The organism is Aestuariibaculum suncheonense, from assembly GCF_014596935.1.
Lineage (GTDB): Bacteria > Bacteroidota > Bacteroidia > Flavobacteriales > Flavobacteriaceae > Aestuariibaculum > Aestuariibaculum suncheonense.
Window position 1 is genome coordinate 208,103 of record NZ_JACVXC010000004.1, and the last position, 23,242, is coordinate 231,344.

Sequence of the window (23,242 nt, forward strand, 5' to 3'; positions counted from 1 at the left end):
TAACTACAAAGTATTGAAATTTGATTGTACTTAAACCTTAATATATTTATTAACTTTTACTACATTTACGAGAAACGTTTTAAACCTCAATAATTATTTAACTGCCCATGGGATTTTTTGACTTCCTAACCGAAGAAATCGCAATAGATTTAGGTACTGCCAACACTTTAATTATTCACAACGACAAGGTTGTTGTTGATGCACCTTCTATCGTTGCTCGCGATAGAGTATCTGGAAAAATTATTGCCGTCGGACAGGAAGCCAGCTTAATGCAAGGAAAAACCCATGAGAATATTAAAACCATTCGTCCGTTAAAAGATGGGGTGATTGCAGATTTTGACGCTTCTGAACAAATGATTAGTATGTTTATTAAAAACATACCAGCATTAAAAAAGAAGTTCTTCACTCCGGCGTTACGTATGGTTGTTTGTATTCCTTCAGGAATTACAGAGGTGGAGATGCGCGCGGTTAAAGAAAGTGCCGAACGTGTAAATGGTAAAGAGGTTTACTTAATACACGAACCAATGGCTGCAGCAATTGGTATTGGTGTAGATATTATGCAACCTAAAGGAAATATGATTGTTGATATCGGTGGTGGTACCACCGAAATTGCCGTTATTGCTTTAGGCGGTATTGTATGTGACAAATCGGTTAAAATTGCGGGAGACGTATTTACAAACGATATTGTTTACTACATGCGTACACAACACAACTTATATGTTGGTGAGCGTACTGCTGAAAAAATTAAAATTCAAATTGGTGCAGCAACCGAAGACTTGGAGTTGCCACCAGACGATATGAGCGTTCAAGGCCGTGACTTATTAACGGGAAAACCTAAACAGGTTTCCATCTCACACCGTGAAATTGCCAAAGCCCTAGACAAATCTATTTTACGAATTGAAGATGCGGTTATGGAAACCTTATCGCAAACCCCTCCAGAATTAGCTGCCGATATTTACAATACCGGTATTTACTTAGCAGGTGGTGGCTCAATGTTAAGAGGCCTAGACAAACGTTTATCTCAAAAAACAGATTTACCGGTTTATATCGCAGAAGATCCTTTAAGAGCCGTAGTAAGAGGTACTGGAATTACACTTAAAAATTTACCGAAATACAAAAGTGTACTGATTAAATAGGCCGATAAAACATGCAACAGATTATTAATTTCATAATAAGAAACAAAAACTTCTTGTTGTTCTTGTTGCTGTTTGGTATTTCCCTGTTTTTTACAATTCAGTCGCATTCGTATCATAAAAGTAAGTTTATCAACTCTGCCAATTTTTTAACTGGCGGTGTTTACAATTCGGTAAGCAACATTAACGGCTACTTCAATCTAAAATCGCAAAACGAGATTTTAGCAGAAGAAAACAACCATTTAAAAAACTTACTTTACAATTCGAATACAAAAACGGACTCTATTTTTTTAGACACTTTAGCGACTAACGATATTTACAAATTTAGAACGGCTAACATTATTAGAAACAGTTACTCGGCTACCGATAATATGCTTCTGATAAACAGAGGTTCAAAAGACAGCATTAAAGAAGATTTCGGTGTTATATCTTCAAAAGGCATTATTGGTATTATTAATAAAACCAGCCGAAATTATGCTACAGTGATTTCGGTATTAAACACCACTATTAAAATTAGTGCACAATTGAAGAAAACCAATCATTATGGTTCCTTAACCTGGAATGGAAAAGATCCTGCTTTTGCACAACTTATAGATATTCAAAAAATAGCACCAGTAACTAAAGGCGACACTATAGTAACTACAGGAATGTCTTCTATTTTCCCTAAAGGAATACCTGTAGGAGTTGTTGATAATTTTAAATTGGATAACGCCGAGAATTTCTATGAAATTAACGTGAAGTTATTTAACGACATGACCAACCTAGAACATGTTTACGTAATAGAAAACTCCGATAAAGTTGAAATTACAAACCTTTTAAGCGGCAAAACAAATGAATAACACCGCTTACTCAAATATTGTCCGCTTTGTTGTGTTGGTATTGGTTCAGGTACTCATTTGTAATCACATTAACTTTTTAGGTTACATCAATCCGTACCCATATATTTTATTCATATTATTATTTCCGGTAAAAAATAACCGATTGTTAATCATATTTTTAAGCTTTTTAATTGGTTTAGCCATCGATTTATTTCAGGATTCAGGCGGTATTCACGCAGCGGCATCGGTATTTATAGCCTATGCCAGACCTTTATTTTTAAAGTTCTCTTTCGGAATGATGTACGAGCACCAAACCATTAAATTTGAAAATGTGGAATTCGGGTCGAAATTCACCTATATTTCCATATTAACTTTAGTGCATCATTTTGTATTATTCTCTTTAGAAATATTTAATGCTTCAAAAATAATTTTAGTGCTTCAGAAAACGTTATTCTCAAGTATATTTACTATTTTATTAAGTATTCTGGCAACCATTATTTTTAGTAGAAAAAAATAGATGAGACAATTTTTGCTTTACATCGTCATCGTTTTAGCAGGGTTATTGTTTATTTCTAGGCTATTCTATCTCCAAATCTATAATCCAAGCAGCGATAATTTGTTTGAAGATAATGCCATTAGAAAAGTTTACGATTATCCCAAGCGCGGTTTTGTATTCGACAGAAACGGAGAACTATTGGTATCAAACCAACCGTCGTATGATGTGATGGTGATTCCTCGTGAAGTAAAACCTTTAGATACCTTGGAATTTTGTTCGCTTTTAAAAATAGATAAACAACGTTTTAAAGACATTTACGAAAAAGCGTATCGCTACTCTCCAAGACTCCCCTCGGTATTTATTCCGCAGTTATCAAAAGCCGATTATGCCGTTTTACAAGAAAAAATGCGGAAATTCGAAGGCTTTTATATTCAGAAGCGTTCGTTAAGACACTACCAAACTACAATTGGCGCTAATGTTTTGGGTGATATTGGTGAAGTAAATTACGGAGACATGAAAAATGACCCGTATTATAAATCCGGCGATTTAAAAGGAAAGCAAGGTGTTGAGGCCTCGTACGAAAACATTCTTCGCGGCGTAAAAGGGATTAAGTTTATTCAAAAAGACCGCTTCAATAGAAATATTGGTCCGTATAAAGAAGGTATTTACGACACTCTTCCTGTTCAAGGAAAAGATATAACCATAACCATTGATGCAAAATTACAAGCATATGGCGAGTTATTAATGCGTAATAAGCGCGGTGGTGTTATTGCCATTGAACCATCTTCCGGTGAAATTTTAGCCATGATTGCTGCCCCTACCTATAATCCCAATTTGTTGGTAGGTCGTGACCGCTCTAAAAACTTCACCAAACTATTTAACGACTCCATTGCCAAGCCTCTGTTTAACCGAAGCCTTCAAGGGGTTTACGAACCGGGATCTCCTTTCAAATTAATGAATGCCCTTATTGCACTTCAGGAAGGTGTAATGACCCCTAACGAAATTGTGACTTGCTCTGGTGGTTATCATTATGGTGGACGCGTCATGGGGTGCCACTGTGCTTATGGCACAAGAAATAATATGGTTGGTGGTATTATGCATTCGTGTAATGCTTATTTTGCTACGGCTTACAGAAAAATTCTGGATAAAAATGGAAGTGCATCCGATGGCATTGACAAATGGAGTGCCCATGCCAAAAGCTTTGGGTTAGGAAACTTTTTAAACAACGATTTATTCGTGGGGCAAAAAGGAAGAATTCCTGACAGAGATTATTATAAATACATTTACCCGAACACCTTCTACTCTACCTATACAATCTCTAATGCCATTGGTCAAGGGGAAGTTGCGACAACGCCAATTCAGCTAGCCAATATGATAGCTGCCATAGCAAATCGCGGTTATTATTACACGCCTCATATCATTAAACATATTGAAGGTGAAGACATCCCCGAAGATTTCACAACACCTAAATACACTTCCATTGATAAACAAAATTTCGAGCCGGTCATTGAAGGTATGTTGCAAGTTTACAAACAAGGTACAGCTGCAGCCTTACAGGTAAAAGATATTGATATTTGTGGTAAAACAGGAACGGTAGAAAACTTCGCCATTGTCGATAGCGTAAAAACGCAGCTTACCGACCACTCTATTTTCGTAGCTTTTGCACCTAAAGACAACCCTAAAATTGCTTTAGCTGTTTTTGTTGAAAACGGATACTGGGGAAGTCGTTTTGCTGGTAGAGTGGCCAGTTTGCTTATAGAAAAACATCTAAAAGGCGAAATTACTCGTACAGATTTAGAAGATTGGTTATTAAGACATACGTTAGAACACGAATATGCCAAACCGTATTCCGGAAAACCTTTTGGTATTAACAGAGCAACAACATTAGAAGAAGTCAGCCCCGAGGAATACAAAGGACTTAAAGACGAATTAGCCAAACTTAACAACCAAAATATTGATGGTTAGAAATACCCACAGACATTTTAAATTTGACTGGATTACAATTATTCTCTTTCTGCTTTTAGCGGGTTTTGGTTGGATTAATATTATTTCGGCGTCTCATGTGGGGGAAGAAATTAATTATTTTGATTTCTCCCAACCCTATGGCAAACAACTTATATTTATCTTCTTAACCTTTATACTCATCGTATTACTGCTGGCCATTGATGCCAAGTTTTACGAACGGTTCTCAAGTGTTATATATATTATATCCATGGTTTCCCTTTTGGGACTATTTGTCTTTGGTAAAAATGTCAACGGGGCGACCTCGTGGTATGGTATTGGAGGCATGACCATTCAGCCGAGTGAGTTTGCCAAAATGGCTACAGCCCTTGCGGTCGCCAAATACGTAAGTGACCTGAACACCAATATTAAAAACTTTAAAGACCAGATACAGGTTTTCATCATCATCATCATTCCTGCATTATTGGTATTGTTACAAAACGACACTGGAAGTACCATTGTTTACGGTGCCTTTTTCTTTGTTTTATATAGAGAAGGCTTACCTAAAATTTATCTTAACATAGGTGTTTCTCTTATTTTTATTTCCATCTTGTCTTTAAAATTCGGCGGATTATTCACAACCATAGCAGCCGGTATTCTAATTTTTGGATACTACTTTTTAAATAAACGCCGATCGAATATCCTTTTGATTATTGCTGTTTTCCTACTATCTGCAGGGGCATCTTTTGGAATTAAATTCTTTTATAATTCTGTGCTTCAACCGCACCAAAAAGATCGTATTAGTTTATGGCTTCGTTTAGAGAAGGATCCTGAGAAACTGGAACGCATGAAACAGACTTTCGCCTACAACCTTAACGAATCTGAAAAAGCAATTGGTTCAGGAGGTTTTACAGGAAGAGGATTTATGGAAGGCACTCGAACAACTGGTAAATTTGTACCGGAACAGCACACCGACTACATTTTTAGTACCGTTGGTGAAGAATGGGGTTTTTTTGGAAGCACGATGGTCGTTATTCTTTTTGTATTATTACTATTGCGTATTCTGCATTTGGCCGAATTACAAAAGTCCCAATTCAGTCGCGTGTATGGCTATAGTGTCGCCGCGATTATATTTGTTCACTTCTTCATTAATATAGGTATGGTTATGGGACTAATACCAACCATTGGTATTCCCTTGCCTTTATTTAGTTACGGAGGTTCCGGACTTTGGGCATTTACCATCCTGATTTTTATTTTTATAAAACTGGATTCTAACCGAATTAATGAATGGTAGCCTGAATCTGCTTTTTTTCATTATCTTTCTGTTATGAAAAAATTCATTTTTCCTTTAGTAGCACTTTCACTTTTCTTATCGTCATGTCACGGATCTAAAAACTTGTTCGGAAATGGTTTTTCAGCTGAACAAACCGAAATAATCATGTCTAAGGATTCCTTAATACCAATGCGTGTTTATAAAATAACCGACAAAAAAGACTCCTTATTACTTCGTACAAAAAGCGCAAAAATAAAAGCTAATCCAAACGATGTTGTGTTACAACATTTTGTAAAACGCCTTTATGCTACCGTTAGAGACAGCCTATCTATGGGTGTGGGTATTGCTGCGCCTCAAGTAGGAGTTTTGAAAAATATAATCTGGGTACAACGTTTCGATAAAGAGAATTTACCTTTTGAAGTCTATTTGAATCCGGTAATAAAAGAGTACTCTAAAAAGAAACAAATCTGTAAAGAAGGCTGTTTATCTATTCCCGGAAGAAGCGATACACTTAGCACCAGAGCGTTTAGTATTAAAATTGCCTACGACACAATGACCGCTGAACATAAAACCGAAACTATTGAAGGATTTACCTCAGTAATTTTTCAACATGAAATAGACCATTTAAATGGCATCTTGTACCTAGATCACTTATCAAAAGACATACAAGACGCCAAAAAGTAGTTTTATTTTTTAAGCTCTAATTTTTCAGCAAAATAATCACAGAAATCTTTCATAGTGGCCGTCATTTTTTCATCTTGAGTCGCACGGTGAAAAGTATCGCTCATGGCTACTAAAGTTTGATGGAAAAACACTTTCATCTCATCAACAGGCATATCTTTTGTCCATAAGTCGATGCGCAAAGTTTCCTGAGCGTTCGAATCCCAAACCGAAAGTAACATAGCTTTTGCTTCTTCTTGTGTAATTCCGCCATCTTCAGCTGTCCAAAGTAATTTCTCCGGAATTCTGTTTTCGTCAAGTTCTACTTGAAGTTCTATTTTTGAAGTATGATTTTTAGACATTTATTTTCTTGGTTTAAACTTTGAATTATTAAAAATTTCTTCAGCATTGGTTATCAGCATATCTTTTAAAGACACCTCATTATGTTGCATATATGCTCTAACAATCTGCCATCCTATATATTGTCCCAGTTGCCCGGGTGATTCTGAATCGATTCCTTCCAAATAAAATTTAGAAAATGGTGCTTCAGCTATAAATCGTCCTGATAATTTGGAATCGGTACTAAATAACATTTCGCGCTCTACAAAATAACGCCAGATATAACTTTCGTTGGTTTGTGCCCATTCTAATTCTTCTTCAGTATACCCTATTCTTGAAGCTTCGGATTTAAATGGCACCATAACATCTTTAAAGTACAGTTGCTTTCCGAAATAAATCATCTCATCTAAAAAGGTTCGGTTATGAATCGGGTAGATGTATTTTTTCGCATATTCACCAGCCAAATCGACTACGATATGCTCCTTATTAAAATTTTCTCGCAGATACACAGGGATACTCTGGTAAAACTCATGGTCTGAACCTAAATAATTATCTAAAGCCACAATATCAATAGTATCTGTTACAATAACCCGGTTTCTATAGTCTACATCGCTAGTTACTGTAATAATTCTTGGCACCTGAAATTCTGGGAAATAATATTTAAGATGATTGAAAAGTGATTCAACTTCTAATTCGGTTTGTGAAAAATTATTAAAGGTTTTATTCACCTCTTTAAACAGTAGCTTTTGTAAACTATCTGAAGCCTTGGCTAGCCAGAACGAGTCGGTATATTTTTCCGAAAACATAAATGGGTAAGCCTGTTTTAAATCTGGTAGTTTAGAGTCTGTTACCTGAGCAAATAGCACATCAAACCGTTCTACATTAGCATCGATGTTAATCTTTGCAATCTCGTTTTCTAATTGATCTTCCTTTTTGCAAGAAATCACACTCACTAAAAAAATTAACAACAATAATCCCTGTTTCATATAAAACTTAAACGCTATAAATTTTTATTAATTGGTCGATTCGTTTATTTTTGTTTGCAAAGGTACTATTCTTAGAATTAAATTCATTTAATATGCAAACAGAAAAAGTTGTAGACTATATAGTTCATTGGCTTAAAGATTACGCTACAAAAGCTGGCGTTAAAGGTTTTGTAATTGGAGTTTCTGGCGGAATTGATTCTGCCGTAACCTCAACACTTTGTGCCAAGACAGGTTTACCACTTTTATGTTTAGAGATGCCTATACATCAAGCCCCTAATCAGGTAACTCGCGCACTGAATCATATTAAATGGTTACAATCTAATTTTAACGACGTTACTATGACTCAGGTAAACTTAACACCAGTCTTCGATAGTTTAGTTGCTTCATTACCTCCTGTAGAAAATGAAGAAGATCGTTTTATGTCTTTGGCAAATACCAGAGCACGATTACGTATGACCTCGCTTTACTACTTTGCGGCTTTAGATAAACTTTTAGTTGCTGGAACAGGGAATAAAGTAGAAGATTTTGGAGTTGGTTTCTACACAAAGTATGGAGACGGTGGCGTGGATTTAAGCCCCATTGCAGATTTATACAAAACTCAGGTTTACGACATCGCAAAATATTTAGGTGTTAATCAGGAAATTATTGATGCTGCTCCAACCGATGGCCTTTGGGGTGATGACCGTACCGACGAAGATCAAATTGGTGCATCTTATCCAGAATTGGAATGGGCTATGGAGATGGATCGTCAGGGAAAAACGGCAGACGATTTCGAAGGAAGAGCTCTAGAGGTTTTCAAAATCTATAAACGCCTTAACTCCGCTAACAAACATAAGATGATTCCTATACCTGTTTGCGAAATTCCAAACAATTTACTTTAATTATTGCAAATCACATAAAATTTACCTACTTTTGTCATAAGCTTATTCTCTCAATTATAATAACCTCTCTAACTAATTATAATAAAGCTTTAAAATTATGGTAAAAGTATTAATAGCAGACAATCACCCTATTACCAGGAAAGGGCTTGAGGTTCTATTCTCAGCATCTTCTAACATTAAAATTGTAGGAAGTGTTGACAACGGCGAAGCCGCAATGGAATTCATCAAAAATAATCCTGTAGACATCCTTTTAACAGAAGCAGATCTTCCAAAATTAAACGGGTTAACCATTTTACGTTATCTTAAAAAAGATTATCCAGACGTAAAAACTATCATTTTTAGTGGTGAACCAGAAGAAGTTTATGCCATTAACGCCATTAAAGCCGGCGCTAACGGTTATTTACACAAATCTGTAAACGTTATCACAATTAATGAAGCCATCTTAAAAGTAGCTGAAGGCGGCATTTATTTAAGTAACGAGTTAACACAACAGTTAGCATTTGGAAGCCGAGCTAGTAAATCTGGAACTTTCTACAAAAAACTTTCTACTCGAGAAGCCGAAGTTTTAAAACTTCTGACTATTGGTAAAAAGAATAAGGAAATTTCTAAGGAGCTTGATATTAACGAGAAAACCGTTAGTACTTATAAAGCGCGTTTAATGCGTAAATTAAAAGTAACTAACTTGGTAGATTTAGTTAATCAAGCCAAGCTTAAAGAATCGTTATAGAACACGATTTAGTTTTCTAGACAACAACATTTTCAAACCAGAATAGTCTTTAACTTCTTCAAGAATATTTCTATTTACATCAGCTTTATTGGCTAATGTTTCTTGTTGAAATTCCTTGACTTTTTGGTCGATTAAAAAACAACGGAGGTTAAGTATAGTTTCACTAACTAATTGCGCAACGCTATGCTGTTTTTCTTTAGGAAAAATATCCATGCGTTGCCAATTATCTAGTGTATAGCGTTCATCTTCCATCAAGATGTTAGAAATCTCATAACCCATATCCGGGTCTACCGAATTAATAAAACTTTTCAGTTCGAAATTTTCATTCTGATTCAGCGCTTCAATAATCGTATAGTATATGCTTTTAAACTGAGGATTACCGAATTGCATTTCGTCGTCCTGTAAGTCTAAATATATTTTTTCAAATACTTTTGCGGTATGAATTACAGGTTCTAACTCTAATTCGCCTTTATCATTTTCCTTTAACACCAGATCTTCAAACTCTTCCGATTTGTTCCCGTAAAGCAATAAAATTTCAATAATTTTTCGTTCTAACAAATACTGAACGTCAACCTTTTTGACTGCTGCAGTCTGCTGCTGATTCTTAATAACGTCGAAGACTTTATAATCTTCTCTAGCCGACTTACCATCTTCTTTGGCTGCTTTATTACTGATTTGAGCGAGCGTACTGAATAACACATCTTCGCTGATATCCATAATGCGAGCACATTCCTGAATATAAATTTCCTTCTTAATCTGATCGGGAATTTTCGAGATGCTGTTAACAATATCTCTAACCGTTTCGGCCTTTTTTATCGGGTCATTTTTAGATTCTTCGAATAATATAGAAGCCTTAAACTGAATGAAGTCTTTAGAATTTTCATTTAAATAATCTGTTAATTCTTCCAACGTATTTTGTCTGGCAAAACTATCAGGATCTTCGCCTTCGGGAAACGAACATACCTTAACATTCATACCTTGTTCCAAAATTAAATCAATCCCTCTTAGTGAAGCGCGCATACCTGCTGCATCACCATCAAACAGCACGGTAATATTTTTGGTCAATCGGTTGATTAATCGAATCTGCTCCGAAGTTAAAGCAGTTCCTGACGAAGACACCACATTGGTCACCCCAGTTTGATAAAACTGAATCACATCGGTATACCCTTCAACTAAGTAACAGTTATCTTCTTTGGCAATACTTTGCTTCGCGTCATAAATTCCGTAGAGCACATTACTTTTATGGTAAATATCACTTTCCGGGGAATTTAGATACTTGGCAGCCTTTTTATCATTGATTAAAATACGACCACCAAACCCAAGCACACGACCACTCATACTTTTAATCGGAAACATCACACGACCTTTAAAGCGGTCGAAACGCTTATCGTCTTTAACGATTGTAAGTCCTGTTTTTTCTAGATACTCTAAGCTGTAACCTTTTTTTAAAGCCTCATCGGTAAAGGCCTGCCACTCGTCAAGTGAATACCCTAAATCGAAACGTTTAATGGTTTCATCGGTAAATCCACGTTCTTTAAAATAACTTAATCCTATGGATTTTCCCTGATCGGTTTTATGAAGAATTTTTTGAAAATACGAACTGGCAAATTCACTTACCAAATATAAACTTTCACGTTCGTTGGCTTTTTCCTTTTGTTCATCACTTTGCTCGGTCTCCTCTATTTCAATATTGTACTTTTTGGCTAAATACTTAATCGCCTCCGGATACGTAAAATGTTCATGTTCCATTAAAAATGACACTACGGTACCCCCTTTTCCAGTTGAGAAATCCTTCCAGATTTGCTTTACGGGCGACACCATAAAACTTGGCGAACGCTCGTCGCTAAACGGACTTAATCCTTTGAAATTGCTCCCCGCTTTTTTTAGCTGAACAAAATCACCGATAACCTCCTCTACACGGGCGGTTTCAAAAACTAAATCTATAGAGGCTGGAGAAATCAAGTTGTATTATTTTAAATTTTTAAAGACTGAATTATTTCTAATTTCCGAAACAAAAATACGCATGTAAATGCTAATGACCATCAAAAATACTTTCTGATTTAAAGCCTAAAATACGAATATTAATTTCAACAAAAAAGCGACACAAAACCTGCATCGCTTTCGTAATTTAATCAACATCAAACCGGAGTCCGAGAGAAATATTATTTTGTCGGACATCCTGATCTTTAAAGAGCGGCGACAAATCGTATTTCACATAAAGAGCCACATCGTTTATTGCTAAATATCCGCTTAGTCCATAAACCAGATTACTGGTATTAAAACTGCGTTTTTGCTTTTCTTTAGAACGATCGCCATCGGCTGTGTATTTTAATTTCTGGCGCGTTCCTACATTAAAACCGCCATAACCACCAAGACCTATTTTAAATTGATTTTTAGTTGAATATCTGAAATAATTTTCGCGTTCAATTTTCTTAGACGGTCCGAACTCAAAATGTACTGGGAACACTAAATTAGAAACTGAAAGTTTTGCTTTTTTTAGTTCATAAGGAAAAGGCTCTAAAAATGTTTGATCGCCATCCTGAAAAAAATACTGATTATCGGCAGCCTTTAATCCGTTAATTTGAAGTGACCATCCGTATTTTAATCTCATAAAGTTAGACTCTTTAAACACTCTGGTTTTCCAGGCCCAACCCATTTCAAAGAAACGAGAACCACCAAATTTATAAGGTGAATCGTCTAACTTCTCTCCTTCTATTATAGCGTTGTTAAAACCAAAGGCTAATACGAAATCACTCGTGGTGCGTTTATCATATTTTCTTGGCTTATCATCCTTTTTCTCTCCAACGAACACAAAACTTTCACTGGTTTCATCTCCAGTTCCAATTCGAATGATAACATTTTCATTTTCTTCGTCGATAATATAGTCGTCTTCATTACGCTTAAGAAGTTCAATTTTATTATCGACAATAGCCACGCGGTTTTCAATATTTAATGCGCGTTTCTTCGCTGCTTCTTTCTTTAAAATATCCGCTTCCAAACTCGTTAACTCACCTTTTTCAAGCCTGACATTAATAGCTTCTACTTCTTGCTTCAACAAGTCGCGTTCCTGACTTTGAATCGCTTCTTTTTCTTTTAATAAAAGTTCGATTTTCTCTTTGTTATTAACATTTTGAATGGTGTCTTGTGCATTGATGAATTGCACGCTTAAACACAATGCCGTAAGCACTAAAATTTTAGTAATGATTTGCATAACTGTTCGTTTTTTCCCGAATCGGGTTTTGATTAATATGATTTGATTGAATGATGATTTATTGATTACGTTGTGCTACTGCTGTTTTCACGGTTCCGAAACTGGTTTTAATAGCTTCGAACACTTTACTTCTAAACGACTGATCTAACTCGGTTTCTACATCCTGAAGTAATGCATCGGCATCAACAACTCCTGTCGACTGATTGATAATTCTTTGCTTGTTGATGCCTCGTTGCGCTTCAAGAAGCAAAGCTTCAATATCGTCGTCTGTCACTTCTTTATTCTGAGTCATTAAATCGTTTACCTTAGCAATGACTTCTTTTACTTTTTGGTCTTCGAAACTCAGTTCCTTTTTAATTTGATTATTAGCATTTTGCTCCTCTTCAGTTATTATGGGTTGTTCCTGAACTATTTCAATGGGTTCTTCTTGTTTTGGCAGTATAGCATTCTGTTTTATTTCCATGAACTCCTCAACGGGCTTAACTGCTTTTTTCACATCATTTTTCAAAGTATCCTTCTGAACTTCTTCAACTGTTTTAACTGGGTTATTAACAATAACAGGTACCACTTCATTAGTTTTAAAAAATAAAGATACTGTGAATAATATTCCAATAAAACCAGCGGCTATTCCTAACCACCAATAGGTTTTGTTACTGGACGCATTTTCATTTTCATCTAATCGCTTTGAAAGGCTATTCCATGCCTCTGGAGAAGGTTTCATGCTCCTGTTTTCAAGCTTCTCCTTCATATACTTTTCAAAATCAGTTCGTGCCATAGCTTGTTTTATTTCTGTTTTTAATTTTTTCCTGTAAAAGCTTCCTCGCTTTAAACAATTGCGACTTAGACGTACTTTCTGCAATATTCAAAAGTTCTGCAATTTCCTGATGTTTATATCCTTGAATGGCATACATAACAAATACAATTTTATAGCCTTCAGGTAACTCGTCAATAAGTCGCTGTATGTCTTCAACTTCGATTTCGGTTTCTATATTATTGGTAAACTCATTTTTAAAGTCTAGCTCTTCAACAGCAAACTCAATATCTTTTTGTTGTCTTAGATAAGAAATAGATTCCCGAACCATAATTCTTCTCATCCACCCCTCAAAACTTCCTTCTCCCCTAAAACTTTTTAAATTGGTAAATACTTTAAAAAAGCCATTCATCATAATCTCTTCAGCTTGATATACATCCTTTACATAGTATCGACAAATACTCAACATTTTTGGTGCATGTAATTCGAACAACATATGCTGCGCCTCACGGTTGTTTTTTACAGCCCGTTTTATAAGTGTCGATTCGTTTTTATGAAGTTGTATAACTTTCAATAAAGAGTTCATTTAGTCTTCTATTTTAATAGACGGGAATTTTTATGCAATAGTTGCCTGAGCTTTTATTTTTTTTTAAAGAAAAGCTAAAAAACAAGCACCAAGCATCTAAAGCTCGTACTAAAATAATTCAAAATATAATATGAAGCTTTAAGCAGATATATGCTTTTGAAGTGTGTATAGAAAATAAAAAATTATTTTTTCCTGTCGATAACGTAGTTAACCATAAGCTCTAAAGATGACTTATAATCGGAATCTGGGTAAGTATTTAAAAGATTTAAAGCCTCGGTTTGAAATTGTTTCATTTTGGTTATGGCATATTCTAAACCGCCATTTTCCTTAACAAAAGCAATCACTTCTTTAACACGCTTTTTATCCTTATTATGGTTCTTGATAGAGTTTATTAACCACTTTTTATCCTTTTTATCGGCGTTGTTAAGCACATAAATTAAAGGTAGAGTCATTTTTTGCTCTTTAATATCAATACCTGTTGGTTTACCTATTTGGTCTTCGCTATAATCGAATAAATCATCTTTAATTTGGAATGCCATACCAATTAGTTCACCGAACTTGCGCATTTTTTCTACATGCTCTGATTCTGGCTTAACCGAAGCTGCTCCCAAACTGCAACAAGCCGCAATAAGCGTTGCTGTTTTCTGGCGGATGATTTCATAATACACCTCTTCCGTGATATCTAATTTTCTCGCCTTTTCTATTTGAAGCAACTCCCCTTCACTCATTTCGCGCACGGCAACAGAAATGATCTTAAGCAAATCGAAGTCATTGTTATCAATACTTAACAACAAACCTTTCGATAGAAGATAATCACCGATAAGAACAGCTATTTTATTTTTCCAAAGGGCATTAACAGAGAAAAAACCGCGACGACGATTGCTATCATCAACTACATCGTCATGTACTAAAGTTGCCGTATGAATAAGCTCGATAACGGAAGCACCACGATACGTACGTTCAATCGCTTCGCCATTCGATACCATTTTAGCCACCAAAAACACAAACATGGGACGCATTTGTTTCCCTTTCCGGTTAACAATATATGTGGTTATTCGGTTTAACAAAGCCACCTTACTCGACATTGAAAGCAGGAACTTTTGCTCGAAAAGATCCATTTCAAAGGCTATAGGTTGTTTTATTTGCTCTACTATTTTCAACTGTTTTAGCTAAGGTGATTCAAATATAAGTTTTAGCAGCTAAATTTCTAACTTTTATTTGCTAATTGTCCGCAGGCGGCATCGATATCCTTACCTCGACTTCGACGTACATTAACAACAATACCGTTTTTCTCTAAGTTAGAAATGTAATTTTCTAAAGCCTGGTTTGAAGCTTGCTGGAATTCGCCATCATCGATCGGATTATATTCAATAATGTTGACTTTACATGGTACATACTTACAGAATTTTACAAAAGCATCAATATCGTTTTGGGTATCGTTAATACCGTCCCAAACCACATATTCGTAAGTAATTCTACGCTTAGTTTTTACATACCAGTATTCTAAAGCTTCTTTTAAATCTTTAAGTGGAAAGGTTTCATTGAACGGCATAATTTTGGTGCGCACCTCATCGACTGCCGAGTGCAACGACACAGCCAGATTGAATTTCACCTCGTCATCAGCCATTTTTTTAATCATTTTTGGCACACCCGATGTAGACACTGTAATACGTTTTGGTGACATCCCTAAACCTTCATCTGAAGTAATTTTATCAATGGCTTTAATCACATTATTGTAATTCATAAGTGGTTCACCCATGCCCATAAACACAATATTACTCAACGGTCTATCGTGATATAAACGGCTTTCATTATCGATAGCCACCACCTGGTCATAAATTTCATCAGGATTTAAGTTTCGCATACGCTTTAAGCGTGCCGTAGCACAAAATCGACAATCTAAACTACATCCTACCTGACTTGACACACAAGCTGTCGTTCGTGTTGCAGTTGGAATCAATACCGACTCTACCACCAAACCATCGTGTAAACGCACAGCATTTTTAACTGTGCCATCACTACTACGTTGCATAGTATCGACCTTAATGTTGTTAATAACAAAATTGTCTTCAAGCATTTGTCGGGTTTCTTTTGATATATTCGTCATATCGTCGAAAGAATAAGCTGCTTTTTGCCAAAGCCATTCGTAAACCTGATTGCCACGAAATGCCTTATCGCCTTGCTTTTCGAAAAATGCTCTTAACTGTTCTTTGGTTAATGCGCGTATGTCTCTTTTTGTTGTTGCCATAGATGATGCAAAAGTAATGATTTTGGCATTATGATTAGACTTAATTAGACAGGTTAGATTTTTAGACCGATGATGGAAGACTGACGACGATAAGTGACAATTAGAATTTGGGTATTGGATATTTATGGAAATTATCTTTAGCTTTTCATTTTTATTTATTCATTTTTTCAGGTTAGGGATTACTCATACACACTTATTGTTCTAAAAGGAAATCATGAATACTAAAATATATGAAGCAAGCTACCGTGTAGCGCAGAAAGCCTGACCCGAAGGGTAACGCCAAAAATAAAGCAATAAAAAAGCCTCGTAAAAACAAGGCTTTTAAAATTTTATAAGATTAACATCGCGTCGCCGTAACTGTAGAACTTGTAGCCTTCTTTTACTGCTTCGTCGTATGCTTTTTTCATGAAATCATGACCTGCAAACGCTGAAATCATCATTAATAATGTTGATTTTGGCGTATGGAAATTAGTAATCATACAGTTGGCAATACTAAAATCGTAAGGAGGGAAAATGAATTTGTTAGTCCAACCTTCGAATTCGTTTAGCTCGCCATTCGATGATACCGAACTCTCGATAGCACGCATAACTGTAGTACCTACAGCACATACACGTCTTTTTCCGCGGATACCCTTATTTACAATATCAACCGCTTTTTCATCGATTTTAAGCTCTTCACTATCCATTTTGTGTTTCGATAAATCTTCAACCTCAACCGGATTAAACGTACCTAAACCAACGTGTAACGTCACTTCAGCAAAGTTTACCCCTTTAATTTCTAAACGCTTTAACAAGTGCTTAGAGAAATGAAGACCTGCTGTTGGTGCAGCTACTGCTCCTTCGTTTTTAGCGTAAATAGTCTGGTAACGCTCTTCATCTTCTGGCTCTACCTGACGTTTGATATATTTTGGAAGTGGCGTTTCTCCTAATTCGTTTAATTTTCTACGGAACTCAGTATAAGAACCGTCGTATAAGAAACGTAACGTACGCCCTCTAGAGGTTGTATTATCAATTACCTCAGCAACTAATGTATCGTCATCACCAAAATATAATTTGTTACCAATTCTGATTTTACGAGCAGGATCTACAAGTACATCCCAAAGGCGTTGCTCTTCATTAAGCTCTCTTAATAAGAATACTTCGATTCTTGCTCCGGTTTTTTCTTTATTACCGTAAAGACGTGCCGGAAATACTTTGGTATTGTTAAGAATTAAAACATCATCTTCATCAAAATAATCAACAATATCCTTAAACATTTTGTGTTCGATAGTTTGCGTTTTTCTATCTAAAACCATTAAACGCGCCTCATCTCTGTTCTCTGCCGGATATTCCGCTAATAATTCATCTGGTAAGTTAAAACCAAAGTTTGATAATTTCATGTGCTTACTTTTATTGTTTTTTTAATGACAATTAAAATATTCAAAATGAATATTCTATAAATTTATAATGGACTTCAATACTTTGAAGAGTGCAAATATACAATCTGCACATAGGCCTTGTCAAGTAAATAGGTGATTATTATTTAGTTATTTTAAAACCAATAGCTTCTAAATCGTCCCAAAAGGTTGGATATGATTTTGAAACCACCATAGCATCCTCGATAATTAGGGATGTTTTAAGAGCAATCGGGGCAAAAGCCATCGCCATTCTATGATCGTTATAGGTTGCGATAGCTACATCGCTTTTTATCGTAGTCGCTTCCGATAAGTGTAAAGAGGCATCGGTAATATCAACCTTTCCGCCTAATTTTTCAATCTCTGTTTTTAAAGCTATTAAACGATCGGTTTCTTTAATTTTTAATGTATGCAGTCCTGTTAAATCACATTTAATTCCCAAAGCAAAACACGTTACTGCTATGGTTTGTGCGATATCTGGAGCATTGGTTAAATCGTGAGTGAAGTTTGAAACCGGTTTATTGGTTTTTGTTAAGATGACCGAATTATTCTGAAATTGCGTTTCAACTCCAAAATGTTTATAGATATCCACCAAGGCAGAATCACCCTGCAGGGAATTTTTCTTATAAGATGATAAGGTAATTTCAGTACCTACTGCACTTAAAGCTGCCAAACTGAAATAGTATGATGCCGATGACCAATCTGATTCTACGACGAAAGTTTTTGCTTCTAAATTCTTTGTTGCTGGTTTAACAGTGATGGTATTCCCTTCAAAAGAATTTTCAACGCCAATCTCGGTTAATAAACTTAAGGTCATATTAATATACGGCACCGAAGTAATTTTTCCTTCCAAGGTTAATTCCAAACCGTTTTCTAAACGAGACGCAATTAATAACAATGCGGAAATATACTGGCTACTAACGTTTGCCTGTAACGACACTTTGTTTTTAGTTAACTTTTTTCCTTTTATTTTGATTGGCGGATACCCCGTATTTTCAACATAGTCTATATCTGCACCTAATTGTTGAAGCGCCTCTACCAAAATTTGAATCGGGCGTTCCTTCATGCGTTTAGATCCGGTAAGTGTGACTTCTCGACCTTCTTGTATAGAAAAATAGGCCGTTAAAAATCGCATAGCTGTACCTGCGTGATGGATATCTACAATATCAGACGATGAACTTAATGCTTTGGTCATTAAATTACTATCATCGGAATTTGAGATATTTTCTAAACTAAATTGAGGATATAGAGCCTTTAAAAGCAACAATCGGTTAGATTCACTTTTTGAACCTGTAATTTGAATAGCCGATTGCTTAGCTATTTCAGATTTTTGAAGCGTGATATGCATAATAATAGTTGGTCTGTTTTAACAAAGCCGCTAATTTACTTTAATTTTTCGTTATTATGATGCCTATCGTGGTCACGTTTTCCCTTCTTATCCATTCTTTTATCGAATGCAGCTTGTAAATCCACTCCTGTTTGGTTCGCCAGACATAAAACCACAAATAATACATCGGCTAATTCTTCACCTAAATCTTTATCCTTATCGCTTTCTTTTTCACTTTGTTCACCATAACGACGGGCTATAATACGGGCAACTTCACCAACCTCTTCGGTTAACTGTGCCATGTTAGTCAGCTCATTAAAATAACGAACTCCATGATTTTTAATCCACTCGTCTACGTCCTGTTGTGCGTTTTGAATATTCATTTTATACTTTAGTTAAAACGATTTGTTCTGATTGTTTTTCTATGAGTTTGCTAAAATACGCTTTTAAATGTTCATAATAAATAGACGGTATGATAGATTGATTGATATCTGTTTCAAAGGTTATGTGCACTATTTTCCCGTCGGGGCTTGAGTTAACAACATATCTAAACTGTCCTAAATCATCCGGCAATAACATTTGCACCGATTCAGGAGTGCTTTCTACTTTATAATTTTCAGGCACCTGTATTACCAATTTGTACTTATCACTTTTTGGATAGCTAAAATCTACCGGAAATTCTCTTTTTTCAAGTTTAAACGGATTTTCTTTTGTTTTTAAAAAGAATAATGGTGAAAAATAAATTTTATTACTAATTACATCGGCCTGATTTTCTAATGAAAATTTAAAAGATTCAATTACGGGTTTTGTAATATCTTTTTCATTTTGAATTTTGAAGTCTGATATGTGAATATTTCCAAATTTATTTTCAAGATCTTCGATATAAACATCATGACCAGAGCCGAAGTAATCATTACGATAATTCACAGCGAAATAATTACTTCTAGAAAATCTTACATTCCCTTCCAAATCACCACTTTCAGTTAAATTAGCTAAAAGCGACACTACATTTACCGACTTTTCCTTTGGATACAAACTCACTGTTGATGAACTTTTGTTCTCTCTCACAATTCGACCTTCCCAATTTAAAACTCTCACGGGCAACACATTTGGTAACCCATGACTGGTTGTTGCATCTAAGAGAATTGTCCCTTCCGGAGTTTCTATCGCACAAATCACATAATTATACCCATCAAGGGTTGGAAACAAAGGAATACCATTATCTCTGGTACTTACTAAAACAGGATTGGCATTTAATCCAGCGTAACGCAGCATAGAGGTTAACATCAAGTTGATATCAGCAACATTTCCTTCTTTTCTTAAATAGGCCTTTTTAACGCCTTCCTGAGTATACTTTCCTGCAAACCCATTCCATTTCATGTTCGATTTCACATAATTGAAAATCTTGGCGGCCTTTTCCAGTGGTTGAGATTCGCCTGAAAACAAAGCCTCTACATCTTCTTTATAATAAGAATTTCTCTTCAATTCATCACCAAAACCAGGACTTTCGTAAATGGTTTTCACAACATCTTCCCAGGTTGTTGCATAATATTTAATTGGAGTAAGAGGCCAATTAATAAACGACAATTCATAACTTACTGCCGATCTATAGTTATCAATATTGTTCACATAAGGCTCGTCCTTTAACGCAGGTACATTACTTAAATTAAACATTGTAAGATCTCTTAAACACTCCAATGTTCTATCAGACTTACGCTCAGTTTCCGGCTTAACATATAAATACCCTTTTGAAACCTTTTTAAAATTGAAGTATTCTGGAGACTCAAACCGAGCTTCTACCTTTTTTACAGGAATATCATGCTGAAAATAAAAATCGTCCACCATCCAAAAAAATGGAGATTTTATAGTATACTTATATTCAACCACACACCCCTCCTTAACGTTAGGCATAGTAAAAGATAACTGATTTAAATACTTGTTTTTTTCAATTTCAAAAACACCGCCCTTTTCCAATTTAATATTTTCTACATTTCCGTTTTCAAGGGTATAGGTAAAGGCCTTAAGCCCTTGTACTTCCTCTTCTTTATTATTACTTACATGCAAATTAACAATTCTATTAGCATAATCAAACCCTTCCTTATTGTATATTTTTATGCGCTCCTGAACATCTGTGGATATATAAAACTCTTCCTGTTGCTGATCATATTCAATATGTGTCCATCTATACTTGTACAAATATGTTGCGTTAGCGGAAGAATCTAACGGATTAGCTTTTTCTTCAAGTTCTTCTTTAGAAACTTTTCCGAATTTGACATCTTGAGAAAACACCTTAACTGAAAGGCAAAGACAAACTAAAATGGTTGTTAATTTCATTATGATTAGTTTTTAGTAGTATTTTTTACAAGGGCTATTTTAGCATTATCGTATTTAGAAATATCAATATAGAAATCTCTAAAATCATTGTAGTCTTCTTTTGGGAATTCACCATCATTCATAATAAGTTTACGCTTATAGATAACGCCTTCATCTTTAACAACAAATTCTATTTGATAACTACCGAACTTATTCTCAATAGAGACTTTTTCCGGTAAGGCTTCTACAAGATAACCTTCCGGCAAAGTTATTTTAACTTCATCTTCATCTACAAAACCTCTTTTTACCTTGATTGGATAATTGCGTTCTTTATATTTATCTGGAATATGAGAATTTCTATTTAGAGCGTTAACCGTTAGCAACATAATATCCCCAGCTTTTTTAGTGTAATTTGGAACATAAAAACTAATATGCTCTGTTAAAGAAATGTCTGTTTTATCATTTTCAACTTCAATTTTATTGATAGAGATGGTATTTAAATAACCCCATCGATCTTTGTAATACACATCTAAATCTCGTTCACTCAATGTTTTTACCCCGTACTTATCATCATACTGAATGCCTTTTGAAACAATCTGTACTTCAGCATTTATAGAACCGTCTGCATTAATAATATAATCTCCTTTTAAATACTGAGTATTCTCTTGAGTATTATACTTTTTGGTATGCTTAATTTCTCCTCCTTCAGATGTCACAACCAATACGTCTCTATCGTCGGTAAAGTCTCCTATAAATCCAAAGGGCAGCTCTTGACTGGTACATTCTAACCAAACAGCATCTTCCTCTGTAGGAATTGATAATATCACATGATTCCCCTGCATTAGAGCGAAATCTGGTTCCATATTTCTCTGAGATTTACCGGCATAAATAACACAATAGTTCGATTCAACACCAACGGCCTTTAATAAAGCCATGGTATAATTGGTTAAGCCTTTACAATCTCCATATCCTAACTCATCTACTTTTGAAGCTTTAAAAGGTTTCCAACCACCAATACCAACCTGTACACTAATATATCTTACTTTATCCTGAACGTATTGATAGATTTTCTTTGCCTTTTCAATATCGGATGTTTCATTTTTAACCAGTTCCTGCACCTTGCTAATCGTACTGGCCGGTAAGTCAACTGTATCAAACAAAAGGTCGTTATACATCCATCTTCCAAAGCCGTTCCAGTCTTCAACTTCAGCCTGAACACCTTCTAAACTAAATTGCTTTGATGCGACTAAAACTCGCGGCGCTATATCTACCAACGACGGACAAAAATCTTCAGGTTTATACGCTTTCAAATTTTTAATTGAATAGCTTATTAACCCAGAATTCTCCTGTTTTTCAAAACCCAGACCTTCTAAATTCTTTTCTTTTTTTCTAACAGTTATATTTTCAGGATAAGTCAAACTATATTTACTTTCTTCAACACTTACAAAGTATTCATCGATAGGCATAAACGATGGAATAAAGGCTGTGTTACTTGTTAATATCTCACAAACAAATTCAATAGTATAAGGGTAATCTGAAGGCGTATAATCAAGATACTTTACTCTAGAATCCGAATACAGAGTCCCGCCATCGACTGCGCTAACATCTTTAAAATTCTTCTCTTTTATCTTCTTAATTACAGCACCAACCTTATTATATATGGTCGCCTCTAATGCTTTAATCTTTACATTATCGTCGTAATGCACATAGGCATTAACACTGCCATCGCCACTTTTGTTAAGAACTGTAATAATACACTTTTGCAATACCTGCATGGCATCAATTTTTTCTAATACAATATGGGTTTCGTCCAAACGGACAACAGCATTAGCACCTTCGCTTAGCGCTTCGGGTATATTAAAACTTGTGAATGCCTTTTCTTGAGAAAAAAGGATGAAAGAAATAAAAAAGAATGATAACTGTAAATAGTTTTTAACCGCCATAAACCTTAGTTTATAATTTCTCAATTAATTGTTTGCTATTAATCCTCTGTTAAGAGAACAGTTTAAGAATTAATTAGGTTGAGAGAATTAGCTAAGGCTAGGATTAATTATAATTCTTATCTTCAAAAATAAAAAAAGTATGCAAATATCCTAATCCAATTCATACAAATAGATAAAATACTAGCTATAAATAGGTATTAAAAAATAGTATACCA

At 35.2% G+C, this 23,242-nt stretch carries 21 protein-coding genes; 8 read left to right on the top strand and 13 right to left on the bottom strand.

Going from position 1 to position 23,242, the window contains the following annotated elements:
* Positions 1-107: 107 nt before the first annotated feature.
* Genes ICJ84_RS11850 through def form a run of 6 tightly spaced genes read left to right on the top strand, consistent with a single transcriptional unit; the run spans position 108 to position 6,345 of the window.
* Positions 108-1,136 (top strand): rod shape-determining protein, encoded by a 1,029-nt coding sequence (locus ICJ84_RS11850; protein ID WP_188216620.1) that lies wholly within the window; start codon positions 108-110, stop codon positions 1,134-1,136.
* 11 nt (positions 1,137-1,147) lie between these two features.
* Complete coding sequence (gene mreC, locus ICJ84_RS11855; protein ID WP_188216621.1) at positions 1,148-1,972, top strand: rod shape-determining protein MreC; 825 nt, start codon at positions 1,148-1,150, stop codon at positions 1,970-1,972.
* Positions 1,965-2,468 carry a rod shape-determining protein MreD gene (locus tag ICJ84_RS11860; RefSeq protein WP_188216622.1) on the top strand — a complete coding sequence of 168 codons (504 nt, stop codon included), beginning with the start codon at positions 1,965-1,967 and terminating at the stop codon, positions 2,466-2,468. The genes mreC and ICJ84_RS11860 overlap by 8 nt, the downstream gene beginning before the upstream one ends.
* Positions 2,469-4,412: a penicillin-binding protein 2 gene (mrdA, locus tag ICJ84_RS11865; protein WP_188216623.1), complete on the top strand. Its 1,944-nt coding sequence runs from the start codon at positions 2,469-2,471 to the stop codon at positions 4,410-4,412.
* Entirely contained in the window at positions 4,405-5,682 is a 1,278-nt protein-coding gene (gene rodA, locus ICJ84_RS11870; RefSeq protein WP_188216624.1) for a rod shape-determining protein RodA, read from the top strand. Before mrdA ends, rodA begins: the two co-directional genes overlap by 8 nt.
* Positions 5,683-5,715: 33 nt before the next feature.
* Positions 5,716-6,345, top strand: a complete 630-nt coding sequence (gene def / locus ICJ84_RS11875) for a peptide deformylase (protein ID WP_188216625.1) — start codon at positions 5,716-5,718, stop codon at positions 6,343-6,345.
* A gap of 2 nt (positions 6,346-6,347) precedes the next feature.
* On the opposite strand, the gene gldC is transcribed toward def, so the two are convergent.
* Together gldC and gldB are read right to left on the bottom strand one after the other, a co-directional pair.
* Entirely contained in the window at positions 6,348-6,683 is a 336-nt protein-coding gene (gene gldC, locus ICJ84_RS11880; RefSeq protein WP_188216626.1) for a gliding motility protein GldC, read from the bottom strand.
* Positions 6,684-7,646, bottom strand: a complete 963-nt coding sequence (gene gldB, locus ICJ84_RS11885; protein ID WP_188216627.1) for a gliding motility lipoprotein GldB — start codon at positions 7,644-7,646, stop codon at positions 6,684-6,686.
* 92 nt (positions 7,647-7,738) lie between these two features.
* On the opposite strand from gldB, the gene nadE reads away from it, so the two are divergent.
* A complete protein-coding gene (nadE, locus tag ICJ84_RS11890) occupies positions 7,739-8,527 on the top strand; it encodes an NAD(+) synthase (RefSeq protein ID WP_188216628.1) in 789 nt (262 codons plus the stop codon).
* A gap of 97 nt (positions 8,528-8,624) precedes the next feature.
* Positions 8,625-9,254: a response regulator gene (locus ICJ84_RS11895; protein WP_188216629.1), complete on the top strand. Its 630-nt coding sequence runs from the start codon at positions 8,625-8,627 to the stop codon at positions 9,252-9,254.
* On the opposite strand, the gene dnaG is transcribed toward ICJ84_RS11895, so the two are convergent.
* From dnaG to ICJ84_RS11950, 11 genes are all read right to left on the bottom strand, one after another.
* Entirely contained in the window at positions 9,249-11,216 is a 1,968-nt protein-coding gene (gene dnaG, locus ICJ84_RS11900; protein ID WP_188216630.1) for a DNA primase, read from the bottom strand. The two genes, ICJ84_RS11895 and dnaG, sit on opposite strands and share 6 nt — an antisense overlap.
* 166 nt (positions 11,217-11,382) lie before the next feature.
* A complete protein-coding gene (locus ICJ84_RS11905; protein WP_188216631.1) occupies positions 11,383-12,465 on the bottom strand; it encodes a hypothetical protein in 1,083 nt (360 codons plus the stop codon).
* 58 nt (positions 12,466-12,523) lie between these two features.
* Positions 12,524-13,240, bottom strand: coding sequence for a hypothetical protein (locus ICJ84_RS11910; RefSeq protein ID WP_188216632.1), 717 nt, complete (start codon positions 13,238-13,240; stop codon positions 12,524-12,526).
* A complete protein-coding gene (locus ICJ84_RS11915; protein WP_241748751.1) occupies positions 13,227-13,802 on the bottom strand; it encodes an RNA polymerase sigma factor in 576 nt (191 codons plus the stop codon). Before ICJ84_RS11915 ends, ICJ84_RS11910 begins: the two co-directional genes overlap by 14 nt.
* Positions 13,803-13,984: 182 nt before the next feature.
* Positions 13,985-14,962 (bottom strand): polyprenyl synthetase family protein, encoded by a 978-nt coding sequence (locus ICJ84_RS11920; protein ID WP_188216633.1) that lies wholly within the window; start codon positions 14,960-14,962, stop codon positions 13,985-13,987.
* A 47-nt stretch (positions 14,963-15,009) separates the two neighbouring features.
* Positions 15,010-16,050: a 23S rRNA (adenine(2503)-C(2))-methyltransferase RlmN gene (gene rlmN / locus ICJ84_RS11925; RefSeq protein WP_188216634.1), complete on the bottom strand. Its 1,041-nt coding sequence runs from the start codon at positions 16,048-16,050 to the stop codon at positions 15,010-15,012.
* A 329-nt stretch (positions 16,051-16,379) separates the two neighbouring features.
* Positions 16,380-17,429: a tRNA preQ1(34) S-adenosylmethionine ribosyltransferase-isomerase QueA gene (queA, locus tag ICJ84_RS11930; protein ID WP_188216635.1), complete on the bottom strand. Its 1,050-nt coding sequence runs from the start codon at positions 17,427-17,429 to the stop codon at positions 16,380-16,382.
* Between the two features lie 139 nt (positions 17,430-17,568).
* Positions 17,569-18,792 (bottom strand): 3-phosphoshikimate 1-carboxyvinyltransferase, encoded by a 1,224-nt coding sequence (locus ICJ84_RS11935; protein ID WP_188216636.1) that lies wholly within the window; start codon positions 18,790-18,792, stop codon positions 17,569-17,571.
* 35 nt (positions 18,793-18,827) lie between these two features.
* Complete coding sequence (locus tag ICJ84_RS11940; protein WP_188216637.1) at positions 18,828-19,154, bottom strand: nucleotide pyrophosphohydrolase; 327 nt, start codon at positions 19,152-19,154, stop codon at positions 18,828-18,830.
* Between the two features lies 1 nt (position 19,155).
* A complete protein-coding gene (locus tag ICJ84_RS11945) occupies positions 19,156-21,105 on the bottom strand; it encodes a transglutaminase domain-containing protein (protein ID WP_188216638.1) in 1,950 nt (649 codons plus the stop codon).
* Positions 21,106-21,110: 5 nt separating this feature from the next.
* The gene (locus ICJ84_RS11950; RefSeq protein WP_188216639.1) at positions 21,111-23,027 is read right to left on the bottom strand and encodes a DUF3857 domain-containing transglutaminase family protein; all 1,917 of its coding nucleotides are present in this window, start codon (positions 23,025-23,027) and stop codon (positions 21,111-21,113) included.
* Positions 23,028-23,242 lie beyond the last annotated feature (215 nt).